Genomic DNA, 13687 nt, shown 5'->3' on the forward strand with positions numbered 1-13687 from the left:
ACACATGACACCCATTCTCAAGCGGCTGGTGCGCGATCTCGAAGCGCCGATCGAAGCGCGGGGCTTCGGTACCGGCTGGTTTTCCGGCTTCTTTGCCTTGCTGCTGGCTTTCGCGGGGCTGAGCTTCGTCGCGGCGCTGCGTTGGCCCGGCTGGCTGGCCACCCCCGAACTGGCGCCGGTCCTGGCATCGCCCGTATTCCGCATCGTCGTCCATGCCACGCTGATCGGCGGTTATGCGCTTGCGCTGCTCAGCCTGCTGCTGCGCCCGCGCAAGGCGCTGGGCATGACCGCATTGCTGGTCGCACTGGGCGGCACCGTGCTGGGCGGCGCGTCAGTCCAGCCGCGCGAGATGCACGACTGGGGCATCTTCTTCGGCGCCGACTTCTTCGCGGTGAACCTGATCGCCACGGGCCTGATGTTCGCACCGCTGGAGCGCATCATCCCCCATCGCGGCAAGCAGCGGCTGTTCCGGCCCGAATGGAGCGAGGACCTGTTCTACTTCCTCGTCAGCTCGATGCTGGTGCAGATCGTCACCTTTCTTGCCCTGGCGCCATCGAGCTATCTCAATGCCCATGGCGAGACCCTGTCCGGCATGCGCGCCGCCGTCAGCGGCCTGCCCTGGATCGTCCAGTTCATCGCGGCGATGTTCCTCACCGACCTCACGCAATACTGGTTCCACCGGCTGTTCCACCGGATCCCGTTCCTCTGGGGCTTGCATGCGGTGCATCATTCGGCCCGCTCGATGGACTGGCTGGCTGGCGGACGGATGCACTTCGTCGAAATCGTGCTGCTGCGCGGGGTGACTTCGCTGCCCCTGCTCACGCTCGGCTTCCTGCCCTCGGTGATGCAGGCCTACATCGGCCTCGTCTACGTCTACTCGTCGCTGATCCATGCCAACGTGCGCGGTAATTTCGACCGCCTCGGCCAGTTCGTCGTGGTGCCGCGTTTCCACCACTGGCACCACGCGCTGGAGGACGAGGGGATCGACAAGAACTTCGCGATCCATTTCCCCTGGCTCGATCGCCTGTTCGGCACGCACTACTTCCCGCAGGGCAAGTGGCCGCAGGGCTATGGCGTGCCCGAGGCGGTCCCCAAGGGTTACTTCGCCCAGTTGCGCTATCCTTTCGTCCGGCAGGCGCAGTGACGTGGGGCGGCGATCCGACCACGGCCGTGACGAACTGCGCGAACTGATCCTATCGACCGGGCAGCAAGTGATGGCGGAAGGCGGCTATGCCCGCTTTTCCGCACGCGAAGTGGCCAAACGCGTGGGCTATTCGGTCGGCACGATCATGCACATCTACGGCAATGTCGACCTGCTGGTCATGGCGATCAACAGCCGTACGTTCGCACTGTGGGCCGAGTGGATCGAAGCGCGGCTGGAAGGGGTGAAGGGCCGCGAGCGGATCGCGGTGCTGGTCAGGGGCTATTTCGATTTCGCCGCCTGCCATGCCAATCTATGGGCCGCGATCTACGAACACCGCGTTCCCGAGGGACTGGACATGGCCGAAAGACTGGTCGCCGAACGCGTGCGCCTGACCGACATCATCCGGCGCGAGGTCGGCTCACTCTTGCCCGACGGCGGCTCCGACCGGGTCGCCCGGCTCACCAGTTCGCTGATCGCCACGGTCCACGGCCACTGCGCCTTCGCGCTGGGCGGCAGCTTCGCGCTGATGGGCGAAGTCGCGCCGCTCGAACTGGCGGTCGCGCGGGTGATGGAAGTGCTGCAGGCCAACTGCGCGGCACTCGACGCGTGAGCGGGGCGGCGTGCCGGCGGGTTCCCACGTTCCATTTTCCTACAGAGGTTGGGCCAGGGTACGTTTTGGCCATGCTCCTGTTGCGATCTCACCCTGCCCCCGGCCGCGGGCCGATCGCAAGGCGACATCCGATCCGCACAAGGCGTCAGGTGCGCACGCACAAGGCGACACTTTCACGGCGCAAGGCGACAGTTTTGGCGCGCAAGGCGACACTTTGCCGGCAAGGTGACATGCAAGACGACACCTTTTCCCTCTGGACCGTGTAAACCGTGTAAACCTGTGTCGCCTTGCCACGAACCCATGAGGTATTGAGGATATGACCTGCAAATCGACCCTGGCCGCCCTGCTCGCCATCACCGCGGGAGTGCTGGCACCGATCGCGCCCGCGGCGAGGGCGGACGAAAGCCCGGCGGTCCAGTCTCCCGACCCCACCCGCATCCTCGATCGCAAGGCCGCGCAGCGCCTGCATGCGAACAAGGGCCTGACGTTGCAGTGGATCGACTGGGGCAAGGCACGCGGCAGCGCCTACGTGCGGACCGACGGCAGGGTGTGGAAACTGCGCGGTGCGCAGGCCGAGGCGGGCGGCCCCGGCCGCCTGCTGCTCGACGGCACGATCACCGAGGTCGGCGCCGATTACTTCACCTTCGTCGGCCGCATCCGGATCAGCGACACCCCCGACGTCGGCCGCGTGTGCAACAAGGACAAGACCTGGCACTTCGCGATCACGCAGAAGCGCTCCTACTACCGCCTGCGCGAGTTCGAATGGTGTGACGGCCTCACCGACTACATCGACGTCCACTTCTGAGCCCGGACCATCGGCATGCGGCATATCCGTGATCGTCATTCGCCCCGAACGGATGGAGAAAGAGGATCGAGAAATCCTTTTGCGGACGCCAGTGCCGCTTGCGCATTTCGAAAGTGGTCGGGCCGATTGTCCTGACGCCTTCGCCGCAAAAGCCGACCAGCGTCTGCGCTGTGCCTTTGTCACAGCGGCTCCGCCACATCGATGGCTGGCATGCCGTTGAGCCGGCAATAGTCGTTGACCACCTGTTCTGTCGGACCGTCTTTGTCCGTGTTTGAAGCGTCGTCGGCCAAGGCGGGCGCGATCCCCGACTTGTAGACCACGCTGAGATCGGAGACGCTCTTGATCGAAAGAACGATGTGCCGAAGCTGGATCGACGTGGCGGTGACAGGATACGAGAATATGCGCGTTGCGACCGGCTCCCGCGCCTCCAGGCCGGGATAGCCACGCAGTTCAACAATCATGCCTTCGCCGTCGATGCCCAGGAACGCGATGTCGTAGATGCCCGCGTCATCCAGGCCCGGTGCCTGGGGCGAGTGCAGGCCGCTCCCATAGTCACGCGGCGGAATGATCAGGTCCCCGCGCCGAGCGGTGTGCACTCCATCGAAGGCACCAAAGCTGGGGGAGATATCGCGTGCCGCACAGAATATCGGCATGTCGGGCATCTCTGGCGGCGGCAAGGCGCGGCGAACGGGCGCGGCGACCACCGGCAATGCGGCGACGCAGCCCGCCACGATCACAGCGAACAATCCTGTCCGCTTCATACCCGATCTTCTCATCACTTCCCTCCCCGGCTTACGCGCGTTCAATCGGGCATCAGGTCGCTGAGCGCCCGACGGGCGCCCGCCTTGTCCGGCTCGATTTCCAGCGCTCGGCGAAAAGCGGCCGCGGCCTGTTCCCGGTCGCGTCCGACGCCGGCTCCCGTGTTGTAGGCACGGCCGAGATTGAGACAGCCATCGGCATCCTCCAGCTCGCAGGACTTGCGGAACAGGTCCGCGGCCCGGACCGCATCCTTGACTACGCCTCTGCCATTCTGGACCAGCGTGCCCAGGTTGCCGCATGCCGAGCCATCGTCTTGCTCGCACGCTGCGGTGTAGAGCGTGGCGGCCCGCTTGGGGTCTTTGCGGACGCCCAGGCCCTGGTCGTAGACCACGCCGAGGTTGTAGCAACCGCCCGCATCCTCGCCGGAGCATGCCTTTTCGAACAGCCGCCTGGCGCGCTGCTTGTTCGCGGGGACGCCGACGCCCAGCGAGTAGGCGGCGCCGAGGCTGGAGCAGCTCGCGAAGTTGCCCGCATCACAGGCGGCATCGAAATAGCGGAAGGCCCGCAGGACGTCTTTGGGGACGCCCTCGCCTTTCACCAGCGCCAAGCCTAAGTTGGCGCAATCGGAGGGTCCGCCCAGTTCACAGGCCCTGCCAAACAAGGCTGTCGCCCGCTCCGCGTTCGAGGGCACGCCCCTGCCAGTATGGTAAGCGATGCCAAGGTAGGTACAGCTATCGCCGTCCCCACCTGTACATGCCTTGTCGTAGAAGACGGCGGCGCGCACCGGATCCTGGTCCACGCCATTACCCCCGGCGTAGCGGGTGCCAAGTTCGGCGCAGGAACCGACGGTTTCGCCGAGGCAGGCGTCTTCGAGCTGCTTGATCTCGGCCGCATCGTCATCCGGGCCTTGAGGCGGTGAAGTCAGGGCCACCTCCGACGACGCGATGTCGGGCATTGCGGTCTGCGTGGCAGATGCGGGGCGTTCCTCCGACGGGGCTGACGATACGGTCTGCACCTCCCGAACCGACATCGCCTCGTGCAGATCGTGGGCGTCGTCCGGCTTGTTGCCCTGCGCGATCAGCGCCTCGGCGAAGGCGACTTCGTCGATCGCGAGCGGAAAGAGGTCGTTGGCGACCCGGTGCCCTTCATCGCCGCAGGCAAAGCGCAGTTCCGCATCACCCAGGGCATCGGGGGGAACCACCTGCATGGGCATGGACCGCGCAGTGCCATCGCCGATTTCCCGGCCCTGCTCGTCGAACCGCAAGACTTCCAGGGTTTCGACGCTGCGCTTGTCGCATCGGACCCGGCGGTGCGACTTGGTCATGACTTCGGGTTCGCCGGGACGGATGACGTACATCGCCCAATAGCTGGCGACATCCTTGTGCCGCCCGATCGACTGCGCATCGATGAAGACGACCCGGCCGGGCCCGCTGTTGACGTACCACCACTCCGATGCGCCCGCAGGGACGGACGCCAACGTGACGGCTGCCCATAGGGCCTTGGTGAGCCAGACATGTTGCCTCATTCGTTTCATATCGCCGATAAAATCGCCATTGCGGGCGCGTCGAGGCTCATGGGAGTGTCCATGATCACCTAACGTGTATGGACCCAACCGATTGCGTCACGAAGAAAATCGTAAAAATATCAATGATCGAGCAGTCGCCTTGACTGTGCCACTTCGATACGAAGAACGAGTCATTTAGCGCGCGCAGTCGGAGTGAACCCTTGTCCTCTTGGCGCATATCAACATGACGAAATATAGCCGGGGTTGCCTGTCGCGCACTGGAATGCCCCAGCGATATCATCGCGCGCGGCGAGGACTATCAGCCGGCCAACCCCAACCGGGTTTGCGAATCCCCGGGCTCGGAAACGAATTTCGAAGGTGACCTGACCGACCCTGCCGAGATCGAGGTTGGCGTTCATCACATGGTCGACGACGTCTGGCGTTGGTGTGAGACCCGTTCAAGGTTTGGTCGTACTGTGACGGTGAAGATCAAGTACGGCGACTTCAAACAGATCACGAGGCGCAGCAGTCAGGCGGAGGTCGGCACGACGCTCGGCAACTTTCAAAACCTCGCGCGCGATCTCATTCGGTCGGTCCTCCCGCCTACCAGTGCTGTCGGGGATGAGCACAGAGGTCGACATTATCGACGCTGCCGAAGAACGCGTGCTGATCAGCCGCATCGATTCCAGCGACCTTACGCCATTTCGCTTTCAGGGGTGGACCGGAAAGCGGCTTACGGCGTCGTTCGGATGGAGTTATCATTTTGAAGTCGGGCGACCGTTGGAGGCTCAGCCGATCCCGGACTGGCTGCGCCCCTTCCGCGATCGTGCGGCGCGCTTCGCCAATCTCGAGCCCGCTGTCCTTATCCAGGCACTGTTGATCCGCTACGATTCTAGCGCCGGTATCAGGTAGCACCGCGATCGCCCGGTCTCCCAAGGTGTGATTGGAATTTCGCTGGGCGAGCCCGCGGCGATGCGATTTCGGCGCAGGCGGGCCGATGGCTTCGCGCGGGTATCAGTGCCGTTCGAACCGCAAGCGGCCTAACACCTGAGCGGGCCTGCTCGGCACGACTGGGAGCATGGCATCGCCGAGATGGAACGGCCGCGTAGGTCGATTACCTTCCGAAGCTTTGCCTGCCACGGATTTCCCCGAATATAGACCTGCCCCCCGATGCGCAGCATCGCCACACGAAGCGGAGCAATTCGGTAGCGCAGCCTAACGAATGGCCTGATCCTATGACGATCCCAATGTCAGGATCGAGCGGGCATGCCTGCGTGCGACCACGTCACGATCCGCCCCATACCCTCCGCCGAGCGTGCTGGCCAACGGGATAGACCGCTGCCGGGCTGCGTGTGACACTATCTCGTCACGCTCCACCAATCCGGCATCGGTCAGCGCCAACCGCCCCAAGCGGTCATCCACATGCGCATCCACGCTCGCCTGCAGCAGGATAAGGTCCGGCCGGAAATCGTCCAGCGCCCCGGTCAGCGTGCGCTTTAGGATGTCCAGATAGACCGTGTCATCCGTCAGGTCGGGCAACGCAATATCCAGAATGGAGCGCGCCTTTCGGGTGGGGAAGTTCTTTTCCGCGTGCAGAGAGAGGGTAAATATATCGCCGCGCCCCGCCGTCAACGCGGCGGTACCGTCGCCTTGGCGGACGTCCAGGTCGAGGATCAGGATGCGCTTTGCATCGCCTTCCTCGATCAGTCTGTTCGCGGCGACCGCGAGGTCATTGAAAACGCATTACCCGGCTCCGGTATGCGCAAGAGCGTGGTGGCTGCCGCCGGCGCTGTTGGCGGCGTAGCGATGGCGTAGCGCCAGCTCGGCAGCCAGCCACGTCCCGCCTGGCGAAAGTTGCAATCTTCGCGAAATGCCTTCGTCGATCGCGAAACCTATCCTCCGCTCTTTGCCCGCAGCCACCCTGCAGGCGAAGACTTCCTCGACATAGCCGGGATCATGGAGCGCTTCGAGCCAGGCTCTCGGCATGATGTCCGGGACGTGCGCAGTCATCGGCACGCCGCTCTCGCGAAGCGCATCCATCACCCGCGCGTACTTGTCGTGGCGGAAGGTGCCATCGCCTCTCGCCGGGACGACATAGTCGGGATGGTGGACAACATGCAGCATAGTGGAGCCCCGAAATACAAAGGGGAGCCGATAGGCTCCCCTTCCCCTGCATCATCCCAGGTTCTTGGCCATCAAGCGCTCCAGCCGCTGGGCAAAGGCTCGCGGATCGGCCGGAGCTTCTCCCTCCGCAATACGCGCCTCGTCGAGCAGCAGGAATGTGATATCCCGCCGCTCATCCTCGCTCGCCGTGGACTGCTCCAGTCTGGCGATGAGCGCATGGCGCGCATTCACTTCCAGCACGGGCTTTTCGCGTTCGGGCGCACGGCCGGCGGCGGCCAGCATCTTCTCAAGCTGAAGATCCATGGCGTTGTCCGGCGCCACGATGCACACGGCGCTGGTGGTCAACCGGTCGGAGATGCGGACGTCGGAAACCTGATCCGCCAGTACCTCCTTGGCAAAGGCGACGAACCCGCTGACATCCTCTGCCGAGGTCGATGCGTCTGCGCTCCCCTCCGCCAGAGGGATCAGGCTGAGGTCGCTAGCGCCCTGCGTCACCGACTTGAAGGGTTTGCCCTCGTAATCGACGCCCATCGTCGTCCAGAAATTGTCGACCTGGTCGGGCAGCAGCAAGACTTCGATGCCCCGCGCCTTGAACCCTTCGAGCTGGGGAGACGTCGCGATCCGATCGAGGTCATCACCGGTGGCGTAGAAGATGGCGGTCTGGTTTTCCTTCAGCGCCGCGACATAATCCTTGAGCGAGCGCCATTCGCCGTTCGATGCCGTAGTCTTGAACCGGGCGAGCCCGAGCAACTGCGCACGCCGCTCGTAGTCCTCGTAAAGCCCCTCCTTGAGCACGGCCCCGAAATTGTCCCAGATCGCCGAATAGCGATCAGCATCGCTCACCGCGAGCTTGTCGAGTTCCGAAAGGATGCGGTTGCTCACGCCTTTCTGGATGGCCGACAGCACGGGGCTTTCCTGGATCATCTCGCGCGACATGTTGAGCGGGAGGTCCGCAGAATCGACGAGGCCGCGCACGAAGCGCAAATAGCGCGGGAGAATCTCTGCTTCATCCGTGATGAAAACCCTTCGGACATAGAGCTTGATACGGCCATGGCGGTCGGGATCGAACAGGTCGAAGGGCTTGCTCTCCGGGATGAAGGTCAGCACCGAATACTCGTGCCGCCCTTCGGCCCGGTAGTGCAGTGTCACTGCCGGCTTGTCGAACTGCCCCGCCACGCTGCGATAGAAGTCTGCATATTCATCCTCGCTGATGTCCGACTTCGACCTGGCCCAAAGCGCCGCGCCGTCGGCAAGCTGCCGTGCTTCTTCCTCGCTGCCGGTTTCCTCCAGGAAAATCGGCACCGGCACATGGCCGGACTGAGCCTTGACGATCCGTTCGACGGTGTGAAGCTCGGCATAGCTTCTCGCTTCATCGAGCAGCCTCAGCGTAACCCGCGTTCCGCGCAGGGGAGCGGCTGCGGGATCGACCGGAGCTATGGTATACGTGCCCGAACCATCGGATGCCCAGCTGGCCGCCTCCTCCTCACCCGCGCGGCGAGAGACGACCTCGACTTTCCCGGCGACCATGAAGGCTGAATAGAAGCCTACGCCGAACTGGCCGATGAGCTGCTGTCCTTCACCATTCTTGTCGGCAGAGAGCCTCTCCATGAACGCCTTTGTCCCCGAACGGGCGATGGTGCCCAGGGTCTCGGCCATGTCTGCGGCGGTCATGCCGATGCCATTGTCCGTGACGGTGAGCGTTCCGGCATCCCTGTCGAGCGTCACGGTAATCCGCGGTTGGGCATCATCGCCGAGCAGTTCGGGCCGGGAAATCGCTTCGTAGCGCAGTTTCTCACAGGCATCGGCGGCGTTGGAGATAAGCTCGCGCAGGAAAACGTCCCGGTACGAATAGACTGAGTGGACCATCATGTGCAGGAGCTTGGAAACATCCGCCTCAAAGGCGCGGGTCTCAGGGGCGTTAACCGTCTCAGTCGTCATCGTCTCTTTGGCTCACATGTTTCAGATTTAAGCCAGCCAGATGGATTGAATCGCTTCCACGTTCAAGAGGGCCGACCCTCGGATAAGCGGCTGTTGACCGGGAGCACCCAGCACTAGCCAGCTTATCGGAGGTCGGCCTTTCCTATTTACGTGCTCCAAAACCTGTTGCGCGTGGCGCTTGGCATGTGGCCGGCGCACTTCGCTGGAGACGACTAACTCTACCGGAATCGGCAGAACGCCTCGCTATCGGCAAAAATCGTGGAATGGGTGACATGCAAGCCCAGCTCGCCCGCAAGCCCTAGCTTACCATCCGGTGCGCACGGCCGTGGCGCGGAAACCATCCCGCGCCGTGGCCAGTTTCTCAAAGATGACGGACCTCATCGATAAACCAGGGAAGAATGAAGAGTGGGATCCGGAGCCGGCGAACATCCGGTTATCCCCGACGGGCGGTATTTCGTGTTGCGCGGTCGGCTATGGCGGATGTCTGATCCCAAGCTTTCTGATCAGGCGCGGGAGAAACTTGTCAAGGAATTGATGACGGCTCGCCGCGCCGTCAGTACTGCCGGGCGTGCGGGCGATGAGCAGGCAGAAGAACAGGCGCATGCCGCTGTAGCCGAGGCAAAACGCGCGCTCGGCGAACGGCGGCCTGCCTGGTGGGACGATGGGCACCAGACCTTAAGCGACACATGGCGAGGACGACGCCTTATGCCGAGTGGTACGCCGCACATCGCGAGCAAAACTAAAAGCAAGCGAACGCCGCAAACACACGCAAAAGCCTGCCCCATTCAGACCAAGACCCTCGCAGCTGTTGATAAACCTGTGGGTTCGCAGGTCATAAGTTGCGGATGATTTCTTGTCTGTCCGTGCCGTGGCTCGCCGTCGCTGAGCTTCAGCAGAATGGGCATCATCCAGCACTCTGCGGAAATAGACCACGCGCTCAGTCTCTTCGAAAGCGAGCGCGGCATGCACGTTGTGGGCAGCGTAGAGGTAGTCGGACGAACCGGCCGAGCGCTGGTACGAATCCAGCTCGTTGCGCGTTTTGTTGTAGGCGAAGGAGACCAGCAGGCCCATGCTGTCGTCGAAGAACTTCTTAGAGACGAGGCCGGCGAGGCGCGGACTCCAGGCTCTGCTGTTTTTCTGATAGCTGCCTTCGGACGAGATCGCGAAACGGTCGCCCTTGAAGTCGAACGGGCGCGCGGTCTGGAGGTCGATGTTGGCACCCAGCGCGCCTTCGTCGGTGGCGGCGGAGGCGGTCTTCTGGACCTTGAGCGAGTTGAACAGTTCCGACGCGAAAGTATTGTAATCGAACGAGCGGCTGCGGTTCGGGCTAGTGCCGGAATCGTTCGAGCCCGAGGTAGAAAGCGCCATCAGCCCGTTGAGGCGCGTTATGTTGAAGTCGCCGCCGAGGCCGCGCACGGTGATGGTGCGGCCCTCGCCGTTGTCGCGGTCGATCGAGACCCCGGTTAGGCGCTGCAGCGATTCCGCAAGGTTGGCGTCGGGGAAGTCGGCGATGTCCTCGGCATTGATGGCATCGACGATGACGGTGGCGGCGCGTTTGGTGTTGATCGCGCTCTCGAGGCTGGCGCGCAGGCCGGTGACGATGATCTCCGGTGCGTTCGCATCCTCCATCGGCGCGTCGGCTGGCGGCACGGCCTGCCCGACGATTTCCCCGGTTTCCTGTGCCTGCGCGGGGAAGGCGCAGGACACGGCGATGGCAAGCGCGGCGCTGCTGAGCGCAAGGCGGCCGCGACCAGAGGCGGTGTTGACGGACTTCGACATCGTTTTACTCTCCCTTTTTTGACCGCACTGCCCCAGCGGAACACGGTCCAAATAGCCGGCCGCGCGGCATGAGCGCGCGACGTCCCGGCACCGAAGATTGACATCTTCGGAATATTTTGATGATACCGGTGTCAATCGCGGTGGCAGGACGTTGCTTTCCGGCGCCTACATCGCATGAAGTGCGAGGCGGCATGCTTGGCGATCATTGAATTTCAGACGATCCAGCAGTTCTGCATGTCTGCTTGCCTGCCGGAGTGCTTGCGCTCGCCCTTCAGCTGAGCTGTCTACCCCTGCGCATTCCTACTCCTCCTCAAGCCAGTATTTGTCTGGACTATGTCTCAGGTACTTCGAGCGACGCGACTGGACAAGAAAAAAGATAGCGCTATCTTGCGGCGCAGCAGAACGGCCGGAACGTCGTCGCCACAAGTCTCACCCGGGGGAGAGAAATCCATGAAACCAGTGATTTTTGCCGCAGCCATGCTGCTTTCCGCGCCCGCGCAGGCGCAGATGGTGCCGCCGCCTGGCTCGCCGCCGGTCGTGCCGATCAAGCCGTCGAAGGTCATACTCGTCGGCGATTCGACGACTGCCGTGATGGGCGGTTGGGGGCCCAGTTTCTGCGCCTATCACGTCACCTCGTTCGCGGCGTGCCTCAACCTCGCACGCGGCGGGCGCAGCTCGGGCAATTACCGATGGGAAGGCTCATGGGCGGTCGCGCTTTCGGAGATGCAGGCCAAGGGCTACCAGAACGTCTGGGTGCTGATCCAGTTCGGCCACAACGACCAGCCCGGTAAACCCGGCCGCTCGACCGACCTGAAAACTGGCTACTTCGAAAACCTATGTAGCTACGTGCGAGAAACCCGCGCCGCAGGCGCGATCCCAGTGCTCGTCACTCCCCTCACCCGCCGCATCTTCAAGGACGGAAAGCTGGTCCGCGACCTCGAACCCTGGGCCGAGGCGACCCGCGCGGTGGCTGCCGAAATGAATGTGCCCGTTCTCGACCTCAACCGCGACAGCAGCCGCCTCGTCGAAGCGCTAGGCAGCGACTACGCCGACCGCTTCGCGCAGGTGCCCAAGGGAACCGCAGCGGCTATGCCTGCGCCAGCGGCACTTGCCGCCACCGAAGTGCAGGTCCAGCCCATGGCCGCGCCCAAGCTGTCGTTCGACTACACCCACCTGGGCACCGAAGGCGCCAACGTCTTTGCCGCCGTGGTGACGCAAGAATTGTCCGAGGCGGTGCCGGCCATGCGGCCCCTGCTGCTGCCCTGAGCCCTTGACTACCGCCCTCTTAACGTGCGCGCCCCACCTAGTGTTAGCCCTTTCACGACAGAAGGACTGGGCAATGGGCGATTATTGCGATCCGGGCGAAATCCTAGCCGTCCTGCGCATTTTGCACCGCGCGCACTTTGCGCTTTGACACCTCCCACCATTCCCATGTTCACAAGGAGATCCAGATGATCAACGGCGCCATCCTCCTCGGCCGAAGCGAACTGCATACCGGATCCAGTTACACCGCCATCAATCCCGCGACGGGCGAGGCGATTGAACCAGCGTTCACTACTGCCGGCCTGCCCGAAGTCGAGCGTGCCTGCGCACTAGCCGACGAGGCCGCGATCTCCTTCGCTGAACTTAACCCGGAAACTCGCGCGGTCTTCCTCGAGACCATCGCCGACCAGATCGTAGGCGTCGGCGACCAACTGATCGAGCGCGCCATGGCCGAGACCGGTCTCCCCCGCGCCCGCCTAGAAGGCGAGCGCGGCCGCACCACCAGCCAGCTCCGTCTCTTCGCGCAGGTCCTGCGGGAAGGTAGCTGGGCCGGGCTGACGATCGACCCCGCCCTGCCCGAGCGCGCACCGCTGCCCCGCCCGGACCTGCGCGTCCGCAAGGTCGCGCTGGGTCCGGTCGTCGTGTTCGGCGCCAGCAATTTCCCGCTCGCCTTCTCGGTGGCGGGCGGCGACACCGCCTCGGCCTTCGCAGCCGGTTGCCCGGTCATCGTCAAGGGCCACTCCGCGCATCCCGGTACCGGCGAACTCGTCGCCCGCGCCGTCCAGCGCGCGGTGGCCCTGTGCCACCTGCCCGAAGGCACCTTCTCCTACCTCCCCGCCACACGTGAGGCAGGGACTGCGCTCGTCGCCGACCACCGGGTCAAGGCGGTCGGCTTCACCGGCTCGCGTCCCGGCGGCACGGCGCTGATGCGCGCCGCCGCCGCCCGCGCGGAACCGATCCCGGTCCATGCCGAGATGAGTTCGATCAACCCAGTGGTCCTGTTCCCGGCGGCGCTTGCAGCCCGCGCCGAGGCGCTGGGCGCCGCCTTCGTCCAATCGCTGACGCTGGGCGCGGGCCAGTTCTGCACCAACCCCGGCCTGGTGATCGCCGTCGACGGCCCCGACCTCCACACCTTCCTCGCCTCCGCCGCCGAGACGATGGGCGCAAGCGCCGCGCAAGACATGCTGACGCCGGGCATCCACTCCGCCTTTGCGCAGGGCGTCGAGGCGCTGGCGCGCCACGGCGCCGTCACCACCCTCGCGCGCGGGCTCGAACCCAGGGGGCCGCATCAGGCGCAGGGCGCGCTGTTCAAGACGACCTCTGCCGACTTCCTCGCCGACCCGGCACTTGGCGCCGAAGTGTTCGGCTCCTCCTCGCTCGTCATCACCGTCGCCGACATGGACGAGGCGACCCGGGTGATCGCCACGCTGGAAGGTCAGCTCACCGCCACGCTGATCCTCGACGCCGAGGACGAGCCGCTGGTGGCGAAGCTGCTGCCGACGCTGGAGCGCAAGGTCGGCCGCATCCTCGTCAACGGCTGGCCCACCGGCGTCGAGGTGTGCCACGCGATGGTCCACGGCGGCCCATTCCCCTCCACCTCGGACGGGCGCACAACCTCGGTAGGCGCCATGGCGATCGAGCGTTTCCTGCGCCCCGTCTGCTACCAGAACATGCCCTCGGCGCTGCTGCCGGAGGGCCTGGGCGACGCCAACGCCTGGAACGCCCCGCGCCGCATCGACGGCGTGCTCAAGCTCGCCTGAC

At 64.2% G+C, this 13687-nt stretch carries 11 protein-coding genes and 2 pseudogenes; 7 read left to right on the forward strand and 6 right to left on the reverse strand.

Features of this window, described 5'->3' with window-relative positions; genetic code table 11:
• The first annotated feature begins 4 nt into the window (after positions 1 to 4).
• The 3 genes from PMI02_RS22255 to PMI02_RS22265 all read left to right on the forward strand — a co-directional run bounded on the left by PMI02_RS22255 (position 5) and on the right by PMI02_RS22265 (position 2559).
• Positions 5 to 1144: a sterol desaturase family protein gene (locus PMI02_RS22255; RefSeq protein ID WP_007687225.1), complete on the forward strand. Its 1140-nt coding sequence runs from the start codon at positions 5 to 7 to the stop codon at positions 1142 to 1144.
• Position 1145: 1 nt separating this feature from the next.
• A complete protein-coding gene (locus PMI02_RS22260) occupies positions 1146 to 1754 on the forward strand; it encodes a TetR/AcrR family transcriptional regulator (RefSeq protein ID WP_007687226.1) in 609 nt (202 codons plus the stop codon).
• Positions 1755 to 2070: 316 nt separating this feature from the next.
• Positions 2071 to 2559, forward strand: a complete 489-nt coding sequence (locus tag PMI02_RS22265) for a hypothetical protein (protein WP_007687228.1) — start codon at positions 2071 to 2073, stop codon at positions 2557 to 2559.
• Here PMI02_RS22265 and PMI02_RS28445 read toward each other — a convergent pair.
• The 3 genes from PMI02_RS28445 to PMI02_RS26085 form a co-directional block, all read right to left on the reverse strand.
• The gene (locus tag PMI02_RS28445) at positions 2531 to 2758 is read right to left on the reverse strand and encodes a DUF4424 family protein (RefSeq protein ID WP_157222652.1); all 228 of its coding nucleotides are present in this window, start codon (positions 2756 to 2758) and stop codon (positions 2531 to 2533) included. The two genes, PMI02_RS22265 and PMI02_RS28445, sit on opposite strands and share 29 nt — an antisense overlap.
• Positions 2739 to 3296 carry a hypothetical protein gene (locus tag PMI02_RS26080; RefSeq protein ID WP_157222653.1) on the reverse strand — a complete coding sequence of 186 codons (558 nt, stop codon included), beginning with the start codon at positions 3294 to 3296 and terminating at the stop codon, positions 2739 to 2741. The genes PMI02_RS28445 and PMI02_RS26080 overlap by 20 nt, the downstream gene beginning before the upstream one ends.
• Positions 3297 to 3361: 65 nt before the next feature.
• Positions 3362 to 4843 carry a tetratricopeptide repeat protein gene (locus PMI02_RS26085; protein ID WP_007687235.1) on the reverse strand — a complete coding sequence of 494 codons (1482 nt, stop codon included), beginning with the start codon at positions 4841 to 4843 and terminating at the stop codon, positions 3362 to 3364.
• Positions 4844 to 5121: 278 nt separating this feature from the next.
• Here PMI02_RS26085 and PMI02_RS28235 point away from each other — a divergent pair.
• A pseudogene (locus PMI02_RS28235) lies at positions 5122 to 5406 on the forward strand (DNA polymerase IV); the annotation flags it as partial.
• A 37-nt stretch (positions 5407 to 5443) separates the two neighbouring features.
• A complete protein-coding gene (locus tag PMI02_RS28450; RefSeq protein WP_007687236.1) occupies positions 5444 to 5734 on the forward strand; it encodes a hypothetical protein in 291 nt (96 codons plus the stop codon).
• Between the two features lie 321 nt (positions 5735 to 6055).
• On the opposite strand, the pseudogene PMI02_RS22285 reads toward PMI02_RS28450, so the two are convergent.
• The 3 genes and pseudogenes from PMI02_RS22285 to PMI02_RS22295 form a co-directional block, all read right to left on the reverse strand.
• Positions 6056 to 6946 (reverse strand): annotated as a pseudogene (locus tag PMI02_RS22285) (histone deacetylase).
• 51 nt (positions 6947 to 6997) lie between these two features.
• Positions 6998 to 8884, reverse strand: coding sequence for a molecular chaperone HtpG (htpG, locus tag PMI02_RS22290; protein WP_007687239.1), 1887 nt, complete (start codon positions 8882 to 8884; stop codon positions 6998 to 7000).
• A gap of 675 nt (positions 8885 to 9559) precedes the next feature.
• Positions 9560 to 10798, reverse strand: coding sequence for a TonB-dependent receptor plug domain-containing protein (locus tag PMI02_RS22295; protein WP_238539140.1), 1239 nt, complete (start codon positions 10796 to 10798; stop codon positions 9560 to 9562).
• Between the two features lie 315 nt (positions 10799 to 11113).
• Here PMI02_RS22295 and PMI02_RS22300 point away from each other — a divergent pair, with 315 nt between their 5' ends.
• Positions 11114 to 11929, forward strand: a complete 816-nt coding sequence (locus PMI02_RS22300; RefSeq protein ID WP_007687241.1) for a rhamnogalacturonan acetylesterase — start codon at positions 11114 to 11116, stop codon at positions 11927 to 11929.
• Between the two features lie 185 nt (positions 11930 to 12114).
• Positions 12115 to 13686 carry an aldehyde dehydrogenase (NADP(+)) gene (locus tag PMI02_RS22305; protein ID WP_007687242.1) on the forward strand — a complete coding sequence of 524 codons (1572 nt, stop codon included), beginning with the start codon at positions 12115 to 12117 and terminating at the stop codon, positions 13684 to 13686.
• Position 13687 lies beyond the last annotated feature (1 nt).

This window comes from Novosphingobium sp. AP12 (genome assembly GCF_000281975.1).
In the GTDB taxonomy this organism is placed as follows: domain Bacteria; phylum Pseudomonadota; class Alphaproteobacteria; order Sphingomonadales; family Sphingomonadaceae; genus Novosphingobium.

What these genes read in the sequence shown, in the direction of transcription:
- PMI02_RS22255 (WP_007687225.1), top strand. Translation starts at nt 5, where the DNA reads ATGACACCCATTCTCAAGCGGCTGGTGCGCGATCTCGAAGCGCCGATC.
- PMI02_RS22265 (WP_007687228.1), top strand. Translation starts at nt 2,071, where the DNA reads ATGACCTGCAAATCGACCCTGGCCGCCCTGCTCGCCATCACCGCGGGA.
- PMI02_RS28445 (WP_157222652.1), bottom strand. Translation starts at nt 2,758, where the DNA reads ATGTGGCGGAGCCGCTGTGACAAAGGCACAGCGCAGACGCTGGTCGGC.
- PMI02_RS26085 (WP_007687235.1), bottom strand. Translation starts at nt 4,843, where the DNA reads ATGAGGCAACATGTCTGGCTCACCAAGGCCCTATGGGCAGCCGTCACG.
- PMI02_RS28450 (WP_007687236.1), top strand. Translation starts at nt 5,444, where the DNA reads ATGAGCACAGAGGTCGACATTATCGACGCTGCCGAAGAACGCGTGCTG.
- htpG (WP_007687239.1), bottom strand. Translation starts at nt 8,884, where the DNA reads ATGACGACTGAGACGGTTAACGCCCCTGAGACCCGCGCCTTTGAGGCG.
- PMI02_RS22300 (WP_007687241.1), top strand. Translation starts at nt 11,114, where the DNA reads ATGAAACCAGTGATTTTTGCCGCAGCCATGCTGCTTTCCGCGCCCGCG.
- PMI02_RS22305 (WP_007687242.1), top strand. Translation starts at nt 12,115, where the DNA reads ATGATCAACGGCGCCATCCTCCTCGGCCGAAGCGAACTGCATACCGGA.